Source organism: Colwellia sp. Arc7-D, from assembly GCF_003061515.1.
In the GTDB taxonomy this organism is placed as follows: domain Bacteria; phylum Pseudomonadota; class Gammaproteobacteria; order Enterobacterales; family Alteromonadaceae; genus Cognaticolwellia.
In genome coordinates this window covers 613495-632711 of sequence record NZ_CP028924.1, presented here as the reverse complement: position 1 = coordinate 632711, position 19217 = coordinate 613495, and the positions used below count along the sequence as shown (strand labels likewise).

Annotated in this window: 13 protein-coding genes; 9 read left to right on the top strand and 4 right to left on the bottom strand. The window is 37.5% G+C overall.

Annotation, left to right across the window (positions count from 1 at the left end):
* Nucleotides 1-43: 43 nt before the first annotated feature.
* The 4 genes from DBO93_RS02735 to DBO93_RS02720 all read right to left on the bottom strand — a co-directional run bounded on the left by DBO93_RS02735 (nt 44) and on the right by DBO93_RS02720 (nt 5744).
* Nucleotides 44-1357: a porin gene (locus DBO93_RS02735; protein WP_162533707.1), complete on the bottom strand. Its 1314-nt coding sequence runs from the start codon at nt 1355-1357 to the stop codon at nt 44-46.
* A 62-nt stretch (nt 1358-1419) separates the two neighbouring features.
* Nucleotides 1420-4020: a response regulator gene (locus tag DBO93_RS02730; protein ID WP_108454957.1), complete on the bottom strand. Its 2601-nt coding sequence runs from the start codon at nt 4018-4020 to the stop codon at nt 1420-1422.
* 31 nt (nt 4021-4051) lie between these two features.
* Nucleotides 4052-5104 carry a phosphate/phosphite/phosphonate ABC transporter substrate-binding protein gene (locus tag DBO93_RS02725; RefSeq protein WP_239059089.1) on the bottom strand — a complete coding sequence of 351 codons (1053 nt, stop codon included), beginning with the start codon at nt 5102-5104 and terminating at the stop codon, nt 4052-4054.
* Nucleotides 5105-5462: 358 nt separating this feature from the next.
* The gene (locus tag DBO93_RS02720; protein ID WP_108454956.1) at nt 5463-5744 is read right to left on the bottom strand and encodes a hypothetical protein; all 282 of its coding nucleotides are present in this window, start codon (nt 5742-5744) and stop codon (nt 5463-5465) included.
* Between the two features lie 263 nt (nt 5745-6007).
* On the opposite strand from DBO93_RS02720, the gene DBO93_RS02715 reads away from it, so the two are divergent.
* The 9 genes from DBO93_RS02715 to DBO93_RS02675 all read left to right on the top strand — a co-directional run bounded on the left by DBO93_RS02715 (nt 6008) and on the right by DBO93_RS02675 (nt 18898).
* Nucleotides 6008-8860 (top strand): PAS domain S-box protein, encoded by a 2853-nt coding sequence (locus DBO93_RS02715; RefSeq protein WP_108454955.1) that lies wholly within the window; start codon nt 6008-6010, stop codon nt 8858-8860.
* A gap of 210 nt (nt 8861-9070) precedes the next feature.
* The gene (locus DBO93_RS02710; protein WP_108454954.1) at nt 9071-10096 is read left to right on the top strand and encodes a response regulator; all 1026 of its coding nucleotides are present in this window, start codon (nt 9071-9073) and stop codon (nt 10094-10096) included.
* Nucleotides 10097-10128: 32 nt separating this feature from the next.
* Complete coding sequence (locus DBO93_RS02705) at nt 10129-10728, top strand: cysteine hydrolase family protein (protein ID WP_108454953.1); 600 nt, start codon at nt 10129-10131, stop codon at nt 10726-10728.
* A 15-nt stretch (nt 10729-10743) separates the two neighbouring features.
* Nucleotides 10744-13572, top strand: coding sequence for a PAS domain-containing hybrid sensor histidine kinase/response regulator (locus DBO93_RS02700; RefSeq protein ID WP_108454952.1), 2829 nt, complete (start codon nt 10744-10746; stop codon nt 13570-13572).
* Nucleotides 13573-13815: 243 nt separating this feature from the next.
* Nucleotides 13816-15765 (top strand): pilus assembly protein N-terminal domain-containing protein, encoded by a 1950-nt coding sequence (locus DBO93_RS02695; protein WP_239059088.1) that lies wholly within the window; start codon nt 13816-13818, stop codon nt 15763-15765.
* Nucleotides 15758-16657, top strand: a complete 900-nt coding sequence (locus DBO93_RS02690; protein WP_108454950.1) for a hypothetical protein — start codon at nt 15758-15760, stop codon at nt 16655-16657. Before DBO93_RS02695 ends, DBO93_RS02690 begins: the two co-directional genes overlap by 8 nt.
* Nucleotides 16658-17024: 367 nt before the next feature.
* Nucleotides 17025-17414 (top strand): hypothetical protein, encoded by a 390-nt coding sequence (locus DBO93_RS02685; protein ID WP_108454948.1) that lies wholly within the window; start codon nt 17025-17027, stop codon nt 17412-17414.
* An 82-nt stretch (nt 17415-17496) separates the two neighbouring features.
* Nucleotides 17497-18258 (top strand): SAF domain-containing protein, encoded by a 762-nt coding sequence (locus DBO93_RS02680; RefSeq protein WP_108454947.1) that lies wholly within the window; start codon nt 17497-17499, stop codon nt 18256-18258.
* A 322-nt stretch (nt 18259-18580) separates the two neighbouring features.
* A complete protein-coding gene (locus DBO93_RS02675; RefSeq protein ID WP_108454949.1) occupies nt 18581-18898 on the top strand; it encodes an SAF domain-containing protein in 318 nt (105 codons plus the stop codon).
* The last annotated feature ends 319 nt before the right edge of the window (nt 18899-19217 follow it).

Below are 19217 nucleotides of genomic sequence, written 5' to 3'. Positions count from 1 at the left end.
GTATAACCACCCGTCTGAGGATTTGACACTACTTTCAAGTGACTTAAAACACCCACTCCATCCTAACTTGACCAAGATCCAAACTTGCATTATCAGTAGTTGGATTATTTTTACTCACCTCTAGCACTTTTAAATACTCTGCCGTAAAGCGTATTTCTGGTGTCGCATATACATTCAATGCTAACGTCATGTTTCTTTCAATGCCCCCAATAACATCTACGGCATTTAGATCTATTTCACTGTAGCGCATAGCAAGTTCCCAAGCTCCAGTACCGTCTTGCCCGAGAATGCTTTGCGGTTTCACAATACCGAACTTACCTTTTTTGTAAACTCGGCGATCATTAGTTAAAAATAAACTTGATTGAATATACCAACTATTAAAATCTAAACTTTCTAACCCTGTATTTACCGAGCTTTTTATATATTCACTCTGAACATTCAGTCGCTGATAGTTAACAGCGGCCTCGAACCCTATTTGCGAGTAATCGTCAACGTCTGAGATCGCACCCGTATCGACTAATTGAGTGCTAGCTACATAACTTTCTGGATTTGATTTAAGTCTTAACGAAATATTATCGCCATTATTAGAGTGCAAGCCAGCTACACCTAAGTGCACAAAATAATCATCATTTTTAACGGGAAGCCACACTAACCTTCCTGCAATTAATGTCTCTTCATCTTGGCCAGCATTACTTTGGTGTATTTTATTACCGAATATACCGGCTTGTAGCGACCAGTTATCTTTAAACATATTTATACCAGCGCCTAGATGCCTGCCTGGTGAAAGTCCAAAAGCGAGTGAACGCTCGATAAAAGTGTTAGCATGAGAACTCGCCTGAAACTCCAACGAGAAAGGCACTTTATAGTTACCCGTAATTAACTGAACTGAATCGTTAACTTTATATGCCAAAAATGCATCTTTTATCCCTTTAGTTCCTCCTGCAACAAAGTCGTAATCTAATTTATACTGCCAGTCATTATAGAGGGTACCTTTTATAAATAACCTTGCACGACGAATAGCGGTACCATCGCCTAAGTCAAAATCATCACTTTTATACCAAGCAGCATGGGCTTCAACACGCCCACCAATATGAGCAGAGAATTGCTTGTCGGCACTTTTTACTTTTATACCATTTTTGACCACCACCTGAGCTTCGTTAGCAATAGGCTGCTTTATCTTAGATAGTTTTTGAGTTTCTACCTTTTCGCCTTGATGTTCAGCCATTAATCGTTTGTATTGATCGACCGTAATTGTGCCATTATCTTTTAAAACCCCTAATAACATTGCCAGCTCAGATTGAGCGCTAACCTGCGCAGCGAAAAGCATACTTAAACTTAAAACTAATGATTTTCTCATGATTTCTCCAAATAATTTTTTGAACATTAACAATCTATTTCTACATAATGATTAATGAGGGGTTATACATACGTTGCACTGAAGTCGTTATACGTGTTGATAGTCAACTCAGTAATCGATTTCAGTTCATTACAAATAACTTCAGCTTTAGCAAAGTCTTTTTCTACACTGGCTTGCTCTAAATTTTTACAAAGTGTGTGCATAGTTACTGCACCTAGTGAACCCGCAGAGCTTTTTAGTGCATGTGCATGGTCACCAAGTCCTTCAATATCAGTATGCTTAAGGGCTATGCTAATTAGCTGGGAACGCTCTTCGATATCGGTAATGAATAAGTTAATCAAGGTTAATACCGTTTCTTTTGACGTGTCTTCCGCCAAGCGTTTAAGTATAATTTTCGACAATACATCGTCTTTATTTAACTCGACATTCACTTTATGACTCACTTTGAACTGTGTGCTATAGATACAACGATTAATGCTGTCGACTAACACTTGAGTATCAAAGGGTTTACCAACGAATTCTTCCATGCCAGCAGCTTTACATCGTGCTATTTCGGACTTTTCTACGTTGGCTGTCATTGCAACAACCGGTGTATATTGATTAATGCCTCCGCTAGCTTTTAAATGCTCTACCGCGACAATCCCATTCATCCTTGGCATACGAATATCCATGAGAATGACATCAAAAACTTGTGTTTCTAGTATCTCAAGCGCTTCAATACCATCACAGGCAAATACAACGTGAAAACCACGACCCTTTAGTGTTTCGCCGGCAATAAATCGATTAGCTTCGATATCATCAACGAGTAAAATACTTTTCTTGTCATGTAAATTCTGCGGTAACTCTGATTTTTTCAATGACTGAGTTTTGTCCTTACAACTCAAAGAGCAGATATCATGAAAGAAAAGTGGTTTATTTATACGATTAAAGCTTGCATACGAATTGGATAACGTCACATCTAAGCTACTAATACAGTTAATATTGATATCAAGAGACTGTAACCAAAAATTATTACTGTCGTTGACTATCACTTTATCTTCTATCAACCAAACAGCACTTTTTATTAATAATGGCTGGCTTATTTGCTTGCGTAACATATCGACATTTTCGAAGCCAAAAAAGTCGACACCCATTTTTTGCATTTTGTCAGCAAAAACCATATGTAAGCTTTTATTATCTGAAACGAGTATCATTGGTCCGTTAAATGTTGCTATTTCTAACGCTTCATCAGCAATAAACTCTACCGGCAGCGTAAAACAAAAATCACTGCCTTTATTTACTTCACTGCTTACATCAATTGAGCCAGCCATTAAAGAAATTAGCCCTTGCGCTATATTTAACCCTAAACCAGTTCCGCTGAAACTTGCCTCTAAAGAAGAGTCAACCTGTTCAAATTCTTCAAATATTTTAATGAGGTATTCTTTCTCAATACCTATGCCTGAGTCTTTTACATTTACTTGGAGTGTATCTTTACCATTGGATAACTGAACTCGTTGAATAGTCACCAAAACAATACCTTGAGGAGTAAAATTACATGCATTATCAACTAATATATTTAATATTTGGCGTAAGCGTGTAGCATCTGTAACCACTCGCCCAATGCACTCTGGTGAAACATCACCCAGTATAGTCAACTCTCGATTAGCAACTTTAGCTTCTGCACAATTAAGTACATCTTCAAGCAAGGATACGAGATCAACCTCACTATATCTTAGCGACATATGGCCTGCTTCAATCTTAGAAAAATCGAGTATGTCATTAACAACATCTAGCAGAGCTGTACCGCTAGTTTTCGCAGTTTTTAACAAACGAATATGTTCGGGTGGCTCTTTAATTTTTTCTGATATCAGGTTGACCGCACCAAGCACGGCATTTAACGGCGAGCGTATCTCATGGCTCATTTGTGATAAAAATCTAGATTTAGTCTGAGATGCTTTCTCTGCAGCTTGCTTTGCTTGAGTCAGATGAATTGCGTTTTCATTGAGCTTTTTTTGATCGGCATTAATTTTATCTAGCATCACATTGAACGCTTTGGCTGTAATACCCAGTTCATCTTTTGATAAATTATCCGCTCTAGACGTCATATCCCCTTTTGTTACAGCAATTGCGACTTTTTGTAATGCGAGTAAACCTTTGGTTAAGTACCTGCTAAGTACCAGTGAAATCAGGCCAACCATTATCAACTCAGCTAAAGCAATACTAAATAATCGATAGCGGGCTTTGGTGATAAATAATAATAATGAATCAACAGGTAAGCCTACTTGTACTTTGGCAAATTCAGTTCCTGATTCAACGACCAATGTCTGAGCATCAAATATATTGTCATCTACCTGATAAATTTGGCTATCTTCGAAAAATCCATTTTCTAAACTACTGGTATCACCTGCTTGTGCAAGAATGCCCACACTGTCTAATACTCGAATATAACGAACATCTTCGAGTTCAGCTATTTGTTGTGTGATTTCGTCAAGCGCTGCAATGTCTGATGAAATAACAGCATTTTTCGCCAGTAAGCTAAATAGATGAGTGGTCTCACTGGCTCGTCTATATAAGGCTTCTTCACCTGAATGCTCAAGGTAAGCTAAAGATTGCCAAAGCAACAACATTAGAAATAGGCCTTCTGTAATACCTATAAATAGCATTGTTTTTATTCTAAACGACATATAACGTCCCTAGTGCCAAATAAAAAAGCGGTTAATTGTGTCCAAGCAGCAGGTTAATATCCAAACTGCGCACATCATTCCATTCTTGGTCGTTTGCTTGTGTAAAACCTTTCATACGTAGAGGTTTAAGTAATTGCATACTTGAATCAGAGTTTGTAACGGCTAAAAATCCACTAAGTAGTTTTTGTCGAGTTTCATCATTAACTTTTGGCTGGGTAGCAATAGCGTGCGGTGTATACCCTTCTGATGTCCAAATTATTTTGAGTTGATCACGAAAGCGTTCTGGTAAAGCATTAAAGGTGCGTATAATTCCGCCGCCAGCAACGAAACGACCCGTCGCAATATTACGGTACACAGCATCGTGCGAATTAACGTATTTACTTTGAAAACTGATATTTTTCTGCGAAAGACTTGCCTTAGGGATCAATGTTGCGGCAAATGATGCTGGTGCCGGGAAAGCAATTGTTTGCATCGATAAATCTTCAAGCTTTTCAATTTTACTATTTTTTTTCGCGACAATAATGCCTTTAATTTTTTTTCCTACTTCATGTACCAGTGCTTTAAAACCATTTTTATCACTTACTACAGCGTAGTGGTATGGATTCATATAAGCAATATCATATTCACCTGCCGCTAATCGTTTTTCAAACGTGGGAATATCCGGTGCTGTTGCGAATTTAAGCTCAACGCCTGTGCTATTGCTTATAAATTTAAGTAGTGGCACCCAATGGCGTGCTAGCTTAGCTGCAGATTGCTGTGGAACAATACCAAATACTAAAGGCTTAGCTTGAGTATTTTCAGGAGTAAATGCATTAGCTAAACCAACAAAGCATGTAATATAAATCACGACAACTAATTGCGTTAATCTCGTGAGTAATTTATTTATTTTTTTCTTCATTGGCTCACACATAAAAAAAGATAAAGATAACTGACCTAAATGATTAAAACTGACGAGTCTCTTAGCGAAACTAGATTTTTGATCACCTTTTTTTCTTTCTGTATCGCAACGAAATTCAATTGCGGTAGTTGAGGCTTGAACCAAACAGCCAAGTAATTTTAATAAATGAATACGAGAATTTGTCAAAATAATGCACACCTTTAATGAAAAACGATAATACATATGTAGCAATTAATGCTCCATCATTTTAGTTAATATTTATCCTTTAAAATCAACAATTAAAGATATCACCCTTTTTCAAAAGTCAAAAGTCGCAATTTGAATTGCTATTTGCCAATCAAAATAAGAGTCATATTGCGAAAAATATGAAATTTTTAAGAAAAACTGAAAATGAACACAAAGATTCATCATAGCCCTATCCATAATATTCAGTGGTATTAATTTTAAAGGCAATATATTTAAGCACTTAAGCTAACTGATTAGAATTTATCGTCTAAGCAGAAATAGAGACAATGCCATGTGCTTATATTTATTGAGAATTAATTCACTGGCTAGGATCATCAAAAACTACCGTACCGCCTTCAACACCAGGAGAGATCCAAATCAAATTCTCACTGCTATTACTTATTATTGCAGACGATTTTTTTGCACCATCAAATGCATATTGCTGCTTGCTTTCGATTGCATTGGCAACATCAAGTAACTCGGCAACTACAGCATCTCGCATAATGGAGAACCCTATAATAGAGCCAATAGTCATAATGGTCGCTAATATTATTAGCTCGGTTGTTAATACAAAGCCTTGTTGTTTTTTTGCTAGTTTCATCACAATTACCCATAAAACTAAAATTGATAGTAAAGGCTATTGCAATTATTCTGCCAAATAAGAAAGACAGTGAAAAATATTACTATCTATAGTGTGCTTATTTTAACCATCTTGTTTATAGTGATATCAGAGTCATTTGTTAGTTGAAGGTTTGAATACTACTTGTCTAGGTTGGTCTTGTGATTAAGTTTTCCTAAACCATGCAAAATGAATTTATTGCTTTAAAGATAGGCCGCTGAGAAAAAATAATAAAAAGGACATTTATGACCGAGCAATCTTACCCTGTACCAAAAGACGAACAACAACGCATGGAGGCATTAAAGCGCTACGAAGTTGTAGATACCCCTCCTGAAGAAGTGTTTGATCGGATCACTAGAATTGTAGCTGCCTTTTTAGACGTACCTATTGCACTTATTTCATTGGTAGATGAGACTCGTCAATGGTTCAAATCTCGTGTTGGGTTAGAAGTAACCCATACCGGTAGAGAAATTGCTTTTTGTGCTCACACCATTATGAATGACCAATTAATGATAGTGTCTGATACCAGTCAAGATAAGCGCTTTAACCAATCCCCATTAGTACAAGGTGAACCACATATTGCTTTTTACGCAGGAGCGCCTTTAAAAACTTCCGACGGTTATAATTTAGGTACTCTTTGCGCTATAGATACAACACCTCGTATTCTAAGTGAGCAACAAAAATCAGTGCTTCAAGACTTAGCAGATATGGTCATGGATGCCTTAGAGCTAAGGTTAACTAATGCACGTGTAAGCGACAAAATTGCTTTACAAAATGCAGAGTTTAAAACTCTAAATCAAGATCTTAACCTTTTAGGTCAGGTATTTAATCATTTAAACTACAGTATTTTGTTTTTTGACAAGCAAGGTTACATAAAGTCAATGAACTTAAAAACAGCAGAAATGTTTGGCTACTCTGTCGTCGAAACTATAGGGCAGCATCTTAGTATATTTTTCCTCTCGCCTTATAAAGAGCTGCTCAACAAAATATTTAGTCCCAAAAATAATAACAGTGATATCAAGTTAAACGACATTCCTTTGCAAACTTTTGGTTTACGTAAAGATGGTACAAAATTTTCTTTAGAGCTGTCTGTAACCAAAATAAAAATAGAGCATGGTTCTACCTTCAGAGCACAATTTCAAGATACAACCAATCGTGATCTAGCTGACAAAGTACTAGAACAGTTTAAGCTTCCATTAGATATCAGCCAAAATTTTATTTTCATGTTTCGTGAACGTTCACTTAAATTTGATTATGTCAGCCAAGGCGCTATCAAGTTAAGCGGTTACTCTCAAGAAGAGCTACATAATATGAGTCTGTATGATATTGATAGCAGTCTTAATATAGATAATTTACGTAAGAAACTAGCACCTTTATTATCGGGTGCTAAGCCAGATATTGCCTATGAAACGACCTTACGCAGTAAAAACGACAAGATCATCCCTGTGCAAATTGCTTTGAAAATAGATGGTAATGATCAGATAGGCAAACGTATTGTAGTCGTTGGAACTGATATTTCTGAACGTAATAAAGTCAACCAAGCGATTCAAGATAACCAAGCTCGATTACATGCGATTGTAGATACAGCTGTTGATGGAATAATTACGATAAGCGAACGCGGTTTAATTGAGACCTCCAATAGAGCTGCAGAAGAGCTATTTGGTTTTACCAAGTCTGAGCTTAAAGGCAAGAACGTAAAAATACTAATGCCAACCTCTTATGCAAGAGAGCACGATGGCTATTTAGATAATTACAAAAACTCGGGTGACGCGAAAGTTATCGGTATAGGAAGAGAAGTCACAGGTAAAAGAAAAGATGGTAGTGAATTTTCAATGGAATTATCAGTCGCCGAGGTAAATTTAGGCAATGCGCTTTTATACACAGGTATAGTGCGTGATATCACCGAGCGTAAAAAGGCTGAAGCAGACTTACGACATGCCATGAATGTTGCTGATAACGCTAACCGAGCAAAAAGTGATTTCTTATCAAGAATGAGCCACGAGTTACGCACCCCACTCAATGCTATTGTAGGCTTTGGTGAGATATTACAAATGGAATTATTATCTACCACTCAACAAGAATATACTGATCATATCCTGAAAGCGGGTAAGCATTTATCTTCGCTAATCAATGAAGTATTAGAAATTGCTCGTATCGAAGCGGGTCAACAAAACCTATCAATTGAAGCAGTGCAAGTAAGCACCTTAATCAAAGAGTCGTGGGATTTAATGCGCCCTATGGCTGCAAATAGAGGCGTTAAACTTAACTATATTGAAGATAACGATGAACATTATGTGATGGCTGATTTACAACGTCTTAAGCAAGTATTGCTTAATTTGTTATCTAATGCGGTTAAGTACAATTGTCCAAATGGAACAATCACAGTGTCCTGTCGTAAGCGAATACACGATAATACCTTGCGTATTTCGGTGCAAGATAACGGCAATGGTATCGCACCCGAAAACTACACTAGAGTATTTGAAGTATTTGAAAGGTTGAATGCCGATCAAGGTCAAGAAGAAGGTAGCGGTGTTGGTTTAGCCCTAAGTAAAGCTTTAATGCATGCGATGAATGGTGAGCTAGGGTTAGACTCTATTTTAGAGCAAGGTAGTACCTTTTGGCTAGAATTACCCATTGGCTACCCCGCCCAACAGCAACTATTAACCCAAAGCAATGATGTTGAGACGTTAACAACACAAGGCACCGAGCATTCCCGTGTTTTTAACATTTTATACATTGAAGATAACTTATCTAACTTACGCCTAGTTGAAGCATTATTTCAGCGCAGATCTGATATAAATTTAACATCTGCTATGCAAGGCAACTTAGGTATCGAATTAGCCCTAAAGCAACTGCCTGACTTGGTTCTGCTCGATATGCATTTACCCGATATACAAGGCGATGAAGTATTACTTAAACTGCGTAACAATAAAGCTACTAGCAAGATTCCCATTTTAATGCTCAGCGCTGATGCAACCAATAGTCAAAGAGAAAAGTTACTCTCACTAGGCGCTAATGCCTATATTACTAAGCCTTTGGATATCAGGAAATTTATTGCCAAGGTAGATGCAACATTACGTGTTTTACCTGATGAATAGTAAACGCCATTACTTAATAGATTTATAGCTTCAATATGCAACTCATTTTAGGAATCAAATTGCATTGCATATTGCGAATACAAGATTTTCAACCTTAGTTCAGAAATGTAAATTAAATTACTTATTGATTTTTAAGGAAAACATTTCAATCAATACAATGGAACGTTACTTGCACTACCCAAGGTATATTAACTGTAGGACTTGCTATCGATGAATTCACGAATAGATGTATTGGAATGGATACAATGCTTAACATCAACAATGATTGCCAAAATGGCAAATCCAATTTGTTGTCGACTGCTCAATAGAACGGATTTTAATCAAATCTCACTCTATAGCGAGCCGCAGGCATTGCTAGACCTAATCATTCCTCATATGGAAAATGCGATTAAACATGCACAGCATGCTATAACGATTAAGCTCAGCCATGATGAAAGTAAATTAACTTTAGCCTATTTTTATGATGATAAAGACACCCCTTTATCATCATGTCAATTACCAGAAGCGACTAGCTTAGAGCAAACATTGCCCGAGTTAATCGGTGAGCCAATTAAAATAAAAATTAGCTCGGATGATAAATTATTAAAACATTGCTTTCGTTCTTTTGAACAACATATGAATATTCAATGCTTGACTGATGAGTCACCAAATAATGATACACAATCGCCTTGGGATATAGAAATTAAGGATTTTAGAGCAACATCGCCTGGCAACGAAAATGAATCAATAATAAATAACCAACCACAAATTTCGTTGCGATCAATTACGCAACTGACAGATATAGAATCAAAGCAAAATGTTGATTTATACTGGCCATTTTTTGATAGTGATTTACATAGCCTTTTGGGTGAAGTAAAACAATTAATAAAGCCTAAAGTACTCGTTGCTGATGACAGTAAACCAAGCAAAATGGCAACGATGATTATGCTTGAGCATTTAGGCTGTACTGTTATTGGTGCTGATGATGGTATTGAGGCGCTAGAACTTGCCAATCAACAGTCATTTGACTTGATTTTTTTAGATGAAAAAATGCCAGGTATGTATGGCAGTGATGTCGCATTGCAACTGCGTGATAATAGTGGAGTTAATCAATCGACTCCTAAAGTATCTCTCACGGGTATCACTGAAAAAGAATCAGTAAATTTATTGTATAGCAAAGGCATAGAGCATCATATTGAGAAACCTATTACCAAATTGGTATTGGAAAATTTCTTGAAAAAATGGCGCAGTAATTAAATTATATAAACAATTAATTTTTGGAGATAAGTATGAATACACTTAAAAATACCGCATTGGTTTTGATTGGTTATCAAAATGATTATTTTTCCCCACAAGGGGTATTACACAAAGTAATAGAAGAGTCTTCTAGAGCCACAGGTGTATTAGAAAATACGATTTCTTTATTACGTGAACAAGGTAAGGACTTTGGCGTAGTGGTTAATACACCTATTCATTTCACTGAAAATTACCAAGAGCTTAATGAACCCATCGGTATCCTACAAGTAATTAAGGAGCAAGGTGCCTTTAAGGAAGGAACTTTTGGGGCGCAAATAATTCCACAATTGAATGAATTTAATGACTTTGTTCAAGTAGTGCCAGGTAAAAGAGGCCTGAATGCGTTTTCAAACACCAAGTTAGAAAAAATATTACGGGATAAAGGTATCACCAATATAGTTTTCGCTGGCACAGTAACTTCTATTTGTATTGACTCAACAGCCAGATCAGCTATCGATATGGGATTCAAAGTAACCATACTGGACGATTGCACATCTAGTCGTACCTCATTTGAACAGCACTTTTATTGCAACGATGTGTTTCCATTGTACGCTCAAGTTTGTCATTCATCGACGTTGCAAGCAGCAAGTTAAATAAGGATAAAAACATTGAGTAACAACAGCAAAGACGAATTACAAACACAAATTCAATATGCGCTAATAGAAAAGCTTTCTACTAGTCAGCAAAAACAAAGTAAATTACTATCATTACTGGATGAGTGTGTCTTTGAGTGTTCCAGCGATCTTATTTTAACTTACGTTAACTCAGCATGGACGCGTCAGCTTGGTTATCAAGCTGAGCAACTTATTGGTCGTCCTCTAAGCCAATTTTTACCTAAATTTGATCTACAACAATGGCTAGCCATAAATCAAACCACCAATAACTTTCCACAGCGCACTGAATTACAACTTTTAACTTCAAATTATGTACTCAGATGGTTCGAGTTACGGATAGTTAAAAGTGATAACCAAGAAATGATTGGATCACTATTTGATATTCAGAATCATAAAGAAATGGAAGCAAAGCTACGTCAAAAAGAAGAAGAAACCCGTAAATTATCTTTGGTTGCTAGCCACACTAAGAATATGGTTATTATTACTGATGGTGCCGGTTGCATCGAATGGGTAAATAGCAGTTTTGAACGCATCACAGGGTATAGTAAAGAAGAGGTCCATGGACGCAAACCTGGTTCCCTTTTACAAGGTGAACAAAGCGATCCTGCAATAATTAAAGAAATGTCTGAGGCGACTAAGAACAAACAAGGGTTTAGCGTAGAAGTTATCAACTATAACAAAGCTGGCCAACCTTATTGGGTTTCTATTGAAGCATCTCCAGTAAAAGATGACAACGGTGAAATAAAGCATTTTATTGCCATAGAATCAGACATTAGTCCACGAGTTCAAGCTGAGAAAGTCGCCTTAGAAGCAGAAAGTAATTACCGTATGGTGGTCGACAACATCAGTGAGGTTGTCTTACGGTTACAGCCAGATGGCCGTATTTTATTTATGAATCACGCTTGGAGTGAGTTAGTTAAGCTACATGAAAATCAATGCTTAGGTGTCGATATTAGCCAATTTATCAGTGAGGCCAATCAAGCAGAAGTCGCTCAAGCATTAGTAGGTTTTCATCAAGGTAATCGAAAAAGCTGTCGCTTAGAATTGCAAATGGAATGTGGAGATGGCAGTAATACATGGGTAGAAATGAGCATGACCCCTGTAGAGTATTACGGTAAAGGTCAATTAACCGCTATAGCGACTACTATCGTCAACGTTGATGATAGGGTTTTTGCAGCACAAGAATTACAAAAAGCAAAACACCTAGCTGAAGGTCTAGCTGAAGATCGAAGCCGCTTTCTCGCCAACATCAGTCATGAAATACGTACTCCGCTTAACGCGATGATTGGTGGGAGTGAAATATTACAAAATACCGGATTAAACCAAGAGCAAGAACGTTTCGCAGGCATGATTCAATCCAGCGGTAGTGCTTTGCTGAGTATTTTAGACGACGTGCTAACCTATTCAAGATTCGATGCTGGTGCTGTTACATTAGAAAGCCGAGAATTTAATCTGGGCGTCTGTATTGATGAGGCAATTGACATTGTTTCTGAAATTGCTTTATCGAAGAATATAGAATTAGTTTTAGAGATCAGTGCGAATACGCCATTAAGTATCATAGGTGACAATGTGCGCCTTCGTCAGGTTATGATTAACCTACTAGCTAATGCGATTAAGTTCACGGCAAAAGGGTATGTTTTTATCCAGGTTGATTGTCATCGAAACAAAGAGAGCACCCTTATTTTGGATATATCAGTTGAAGATAGCGGTATTGGCATAGCTGAAGATAAAGTTTCACAGTTATTTATACCTTTCATGCAATCAGATATTTCCACCACTCGCCAGTATGGAGGCAGTGGCCTTGGTTTAGCAATATGTCATCAAATATGTGAGGCCGCTGGCGGTCATATTAGTGTTAAATCAACACTCGACGTTGGCAGTACTTTTCGCGTACAAATGCCTGTAGATACCGACCTGACCCGCCCTAGATATATGTTTAAACACCTTCCTGATAATAGAGACAGTACCGTCTGGATTATTGGAAAATCTCCACGGTTAAATCATGCAATTGGGCAAGTGCTTGAACGTTATAAAGTTAAGTATGAAGAGCTTGATAGTATTGATCAAATACCTAATATTAAAGGTATAGGGGAAGACTTTATCATAGTTACAGATGTTACACTCAACACTGCATGTCGACAAACTCTACAGGACACTTTCATCACGGGTACCCTCCCTTGCTTAGTTACTTTGGATCCCTTAGGAAAAAGTAATAGTATTCAAGTCATTGGTAGTAACGAAATATTAGTAAATGGACCCGTTAAAGCATCTCACTTTAACCGTATCCTTGAGCAATTACATGAGCTTATGGGAAAAGCTAGCATTGAGTTAAGTGGTAAAAAAAGCACAACATCATTGAATGACATTCAATTTCATAATGCTAATGTTTTAGTCGTCGAAGACAATCAGCAAAACCAAATTGTTATGCAACAATTTTTGCAGCTCTGCGGCTGTCGAGTAATATTGGCTGATCACGGTGTGGAGGCGCTGAAAAAGTTACAAACCGAACAAATTGATATCGTTCTGATGGATATTCAGATGCCAGTCATGGACGGCTTAACCACTACGCGTCATATAAGAGCTAGTACCTTAGCTTTTCAACAAGTACCGATTATTGCGGTTACAGCAGATGCGGTCTATGGTGATAAAGAAAAGTACTTAAGTGCCGGCATGAATGATTATTTATCCAAACCCATATTTCGCAATGAGCTCTACGCTTTACTAGATAAGCATATGCCAATTGAGAAAAAGAAAAGTCGAATCACCAGTAAAATTACCCGCCTCAACAACATGCAGAATTTAATCAATAACAACCTGACTTAAACTAACGCAATGCGCGTTGCAAAATGCAAGTCAATTTAATAATTAATCCTGCTTTATAGTCTGGCTTAAGCCAGACTATAATCTTTCCAAAAAAATTAATTTCATAACCCCTTGTTTAATAATGATTATAAACAACGTTAAATAAGTTGGTAATGAATGGTCTGAATGTTGCGATATACCCAGTACCCGTTATTCAAGAAGCTATTAAAAGACTTCTGAATACGCATAAAACTGGAGAGCAGCATGAAAAAGTTAACGTTATCCCTAATCACCCTGATGTGGATATTATTAAATTCGCCGGTGATGGCTGATGGACTTGATTTTGTCGAAACAGCAGACAGTATAAAATCAAAACATACCCGAGAGCTTGTACAATGGACTCACACACGTCTAGTTTTTAATAAACCATTAGAGCGTATTGCTGTAGGCCAAGAAGAAACCTTACAAGTTGAGGTGCTAAGTAAAAATGAAGCTTTAGCCCTAGCTAAAAAAGTTGGCCGTACGAGTGTTATGGTTTGGTATTCAGATAATACTTCTGAAACATTTTTATTTACTGTAACGTCAGATTTGAGTGTATTGCATCACGCCATTAAAGATATCCATCCGAACATTACCTTGACCTTAGCACCTGATCGCGATGCGTTAGTGTTACGTGGTCAAGTACCAACCATAAAGTATCGTATTGCTGCAGAAGCCGCTGCCCGCAATTATTTTGAAGCAGGACAAGGTGGCAACAATGACAATGTTTTAATGCAGCCATCGGCGTTAGCAAGCTTAGTCAATAATTTCCGTATGCAAAATCAAGACGTGCAACCTTTGCTAGGAAAAAGTAACAAACGCGCCGCTATTATTAACCTGATCTCAGTAGAAACTTTACCTGAAGATATTGTTACTCGGGTAAAAAACACCATTGATTTAGTCGGTGGAGAGTCGGTAACGGTTACCCGTGTTCAACATGGTGATATTCCAGATGCAAAACAAGATACCTTGTTATTAAAAGGTTATGTCGACAATCAGGTAGAGCTCGTACGAGTATTAACTGTTGCTTCTCGTTTAGTCACTGGTGAGAACAGTGAAAAAGCTAAAAAAGCGATCATTTCAATTTTAGCCAATGAATCTGGTGGATTAATAAATAATAAAAAGTCGGCTCCTTCCGGTGGTCTTGGTGGTTTAAACAGTGGTAGTTCAGGAAGCACAGACAATAATATTGCATCAAATATTGGTCGAGCAAAATTGTTATCTGTAGCGGGTGGTAAATTACTATCGGTAATCGAAGTTAAGGATTTACCTTTAGTGCGAGTGTCGGTGCAAATGTACGAAGTTAATCATCGCCGCCTTAAACAATGGCGTCCAGATTTTTCGGTGCTGAGTAATGGTTATGATAAAACAGGCGGAAACTTTGGACTTGAAGGCGCAAACGCGGGTACAGCGACAAAAGTTGATAATGCCTTACAAGTATTAGGAGGCGCACTCGTTAATAATTTACAAGTTGGCGCAAAAGATTTTGCTTTTGACTTACTATTTTCATTATTAGAACAAGACGGTATATCAAGAACGTTATCAAGACCAACACTTACCGTATTAGCCGGTGAGTCGGCAGTATTTTCAGCGGGTGGTGAAGTACCCGTACCAACAGCCTTTGCACCAAGTGGTATTGTAAGTGGTGACCAGGTAGGTGCTAATACTGCAGGCGTATTTAGCGGCACTACCTTTAAGTCTTTCGGTGTTCAGTTACAAGTTAGAGCCATGGTTGATGAGCATGATCGCATTACGCTGGATCTTAATCCTACGATTTCAACACCCGATACGCTGCTAACCCAAGAAATTTCATCAAGTACCGGTAGTGGCTTAAATACCTCAGCATTCAATGTTAGAAGTATCAGCACTTCTACACGCTTACGTGATGGGCAACCAATGGTAATTGGCGGGTTAGTAAGCCGAGATATTAATGATAATAGAGATTTTGTTCCCGGCGTAAGCAAAGTGCCTTTATTGGGCAAGTTTACTGAGTCAACCTCAGAAGCTGATAACGAACGTGAATTATTTATCGTTGTTACGCCAACCATAGTTAGAGAATTAGTCCACGACGTGAATAGATGGCAGTTCCCAAATTCAGAAGATTTAATGCAACAAGCCGTATTTAACAACAACCATGCATTTAAGTACAGTCAAGAGGAGTCAGAAAATGAATAACAATTCCCTAGTAATTATCAGTGCTTTTGTCGCTACCTTATTAAGTTCAGGTTGTGCAACAAATTCAAACTCTAGCCAGGTATATGCGCCAAATGAACAACTTGATGAAGTATTATTTCGCTATGCTAAAGTTGCTCCTATTAAGCCTCCATGTGAACTAGAACAACGAGAGGTTTCAGTGTGTAATTTGAAATCAACTCACGTTGCAGAGCGAAATAATGTTTGTGGTATTCAACGTAAAACATTAAAAAGCTGTCAGCAAAATGTGCAATTATCACAAGCACCAGAACCGGCATTAGTACTTAATTTAAATTGTCACGATAGAGCAAAACCGGTTGTAGACTGTTATAGATTGGCTTCAGAGTTAAATGGACTGCATATAAAGTACCCTAATAGTAAGCGTATTATGATGGCCGCTGCTTTACTAGAGTTCGAACTCGGTAACACAGCCAGTAGCCAACAATTGCTCGACAGCTTACTTTCTAAGCGTGGTGCATATCCTGAGGCAGCTATATTACGTAGTCGCATTGCGATGGAAGAAGGAAACCTGACATTGGCACGTTCAGTGATAAATAAACAACTGAACATTACACCAGATCATCCTTACCTATATGAAATGCAAGCGTCTTATTATTATATGGAAGGAAAATATACTGACGCCCTACAGTCAGTCAAAATTGCTGAACGTTTTATGAAGCCGAATTGGCGTATCGCTCATCATCGAGGCATCATTTATGAGGCACAGGAACAATGGTATAAAGCATGTAAAGAATATAAACAAATCTTAAAAGAACAACCAAATAACCGAGTAATAAATGCCAAGATCAGGTTGTTAGATGAACATGTAGATTGTTATGTAAATTCGAATTATCCTGTATTCACTCAACTTTAAGTTTAGTTTCTGGTTACAAAGCCGTGCTGTTGACTCATCAACAACACGGCTTTTTTATTTGCTATCAAAACATTGAGCCACACCAATACTTCACCATGGCTTAGGTGTTAAATAAAATATAAACAATCGTATTGAAAGTGATTTGCAAAATGCAAATCAGAATCTATTTACACCCAATATCTTCGTCATACTCAATGACATAAAAAACAATAAAAATATTTTATCACTCTGTTTTATATGAGTTTTTAATTATTTACTGAGTTTTAACTTACATTTGGCACAGACCTCGCATTATCTAGTACAAGCTCAACCACATTAGTTGGTGAGTGTACTAAACAACTAATTAAAATAACCCGAGGTAATAATTATGAAATTTATTAAAAACAAGCAAGCAATGAAAAAGAAGCAAGGCGGATTTGTGATGACATCAGAGTTATTACTGTTATCCACTACTATCGTTATTGGCTTAGTTGTCGGTTTAACTACCATGCGTGATGCTGTAACGGCTGAAATGGAAGATGTCGCTGAAGCTATTGGCTCACTCGACCAAAGTTATGCTTACGATGGTATTAAAAACGCAGAAGGTACTGCTGAAATTAGTGGCTCTGGCTTTATTGATGCCGTAGATACGAATGCTGGTGACGGTGCGACATTTGAATTCATTAATACTGACTTTTCTGAGTCGGCGTCTGCTATCAGTGGCACGCCAAGTGCTGGTGCTAACTCATCTAGTAATGTGGGTAGCCTGAAAAACTAATGAGACATCGCTTATAGACGGAGTCGCACAAAAGTTGTTTCCGTCTTAAGCGTCTACTTTTAACTAACTAATGAGGTGATATATGAAAAGTACGTTCACAGGTGGCGCAACTGGCGCCATGCTCCTTTTCACTGTATCAGGTATGTTAGCCTCAGCACTCGGCGTTCGTCAGTATGACAAATTGAGTACTGATATGGCCTGGACCATCAGTGCTGACATGTCTGCCGGTCAAGTGATTACACCCGAATTTCTTAAACAACAGCGCATAGACCAAGATGCCATTGATGGCACTATTCAAAATCCTCGACAATTGATGGGGAAAACCTTACAGGTAAATAAATCTGGTGGTAGTGCCGTGTTTGCTCGTGATTTAAAGCAACCAGAAAAAAAATCATTATCTCATGCGATCCCACCAGGACGAGTACTGTATACCTTAGACCACTTACAAAAAGGTTTGCCTTATGGACAATTAGGCGACGGTGACCGCTTCGATGTTATCGTTAAAAGCCGTAACGGTGTTAGAACAGTAGCGCGTGACGTACAACTCATCGGCATTAATCATCCTGCAGCAGTAAAAGCAGAGGCCAATGGGCTGAAAAATATGTTGATGCCTAAAAATAAACAAGCACAAAGCCAAGCAGGTATATCATTAGTTGTGGCGGTTCGCCCTTCCGATGTATATCCCCTAGCTAGCATCAGTGCCAGCGACCGTGTATCGATGATTTTTCACAGTGCATACGATCTGGCGCAAGGTACTCAGCAAAATATTGATCCAAAACAGCGTTTTCGCCAAGTAGAAATGGTCGCCGGTGTTCAACGTTCAAGCGTAAGAGTGTTTAATTAAGTTCATATTATATAGCTAATAAATGTAACTCTCTGGTGCTCTCCAGAGCCTTTGCCCTGGCCAGTTTATTTATTGTTCCGGGCTTTTTTAGTTAAGAACTTAGCTCACATAAGACAATGATAAACCATTGCACTAGCTTTACCCATAACTTTTAAACATAACTTTTAAACATATCAAGTGACACAAGCTTTGTAACTTACTCACAAACGTTAAAATTAACACTCAATCAATTTAAAATATTATTTACCTATATTCACAATTAGCTCAAAGAAAGCATGCTCAGCGCATAAATAGTTTAGCTATACATTCAACGAGGTAACATATGAAAAAATTTATAAAAGTTAGCAGTTGTAGCGTAATGGTATTATTTATTTGTTTACCATTATTCACTTCAGATATTGTTCTGAAAAAAATGGAGCAATTATTTATGGTTTCAGCTTGGGTAACGAAAGCCGAGCTAGCCGCAGGCCAAACTATTACGGCTGATTTATTGACTGAAGCTTACATTAAACCCAAGAAAATATATGGTTCAATCCAAAGTCATGACAAACTGATTGGTCAAACACTTACTGTATATAAACCAGCGGGTAGTACGATTTATCTTAATGAGGTTGTTATGTTCGAAACGATTACAAGGTAAATGCATTAAAAAAACTGATAACTTATTATTGTCCAATCCAAGCACCTTCCTTGTTCGTGTCACTAGCTTTTAACTTTATTAATCTCAAATAATACGTTATCACTCTCATTTTGAAAATATAAACAATTGTATTGAAAGTGATTTGCAAAATGCAAATCAGAATCTATTTATGCCCAACATCTTCGTCATACTCAATGACATAAAAAACAATAAAAATATTTTATCACTCTGTTTTATATGAGTTTTTAATTATTTACTGAGTTTTAACTTACATTTGGCACAGCCCTAGCATTATCTAGTACAAGCTCAACCACATTAA

Excerpts from the sequence above, each read along its gene's own strand:
- DBO93_RS02735 (WP_162533707.1), bottom strand. The coding sequence starts at position 1,357 with ATGAGAAAATCATTAGTTTTAAGTTTAAGTATGCTTTTCGCTGCGCAG.
- DBO93_RS02730 (WP_108454957.1), bottom strand. The coding sequence starts at position 4,020 with ATGTCGTTTAGAATAAAAACAATGCTATTTATAGGTATTACAGAAGGC.
- DBO93_RS02720 (WP_108454956.1), bottom strand. The coding sequence starts at position 5,744 with ATGAAACTAGCAAAAAAACAACAAGGCTTTGTATTAACAACCGAGCTA.
- DBO93_RS02715 (WP_108454955.1), top strand. The coding sequence starts at position 6,008 with ATGACCGAGCAATCTTACCCTGTACCAAAAGACGAACAACAACGCATG.
- DBO93_RS02710 (WP_108454954.1), top strand. The coding sequence starts at position 9,071 with ATGAATTCACGAATAGATGTATTGGAATGGATACAATGCTTAACATCA.
- DBO93_RS02705 (WP_108454953.1), top strand. The coding sequence starts at position 10,129 with ATGAATACACTTAAAAATACCGCATTGGTTTTGATTGGTTATCAAAAT.
- DBO93_RS02695 (WP_239059088.1), top strand. The coding sequence starts at position 13,816 with ATGAAAAAGTTAACGTTATCCCTAATCACCCTGATGTGGATATTATTA.
- DBO93_RS02690 (WP_108454950.1), top strand. The coding sequence starts at position 15,758 with ATGAATAACAATTCCCTAGTAATTATCAGTGCTTTTGTCGCTACCTTA.
- DBO93_RS02685 (WP_108454948.1), top strand. The coding sequence starts at position 17,025 with ATGAAATTTATTAAAAACAAGCAAGCAATGAAAAAGAAGCAAGGCGGA.
- DBO93_RS02680 (WP_108454947.1), top strand. The coding sequence starts at position 17,497 with ATGAAAAGTACGTTCACAGGTGGCGCAACTGGCGCCATGCTCCTTTTC.
- DBO93_RS02675 (WP_108454949.1), top strand. The coding sequence starts at position 18,581 with ATGAAAAAATTTATAAAAGTTAGCAGTTGTAGCGTAATGGTATTATTT.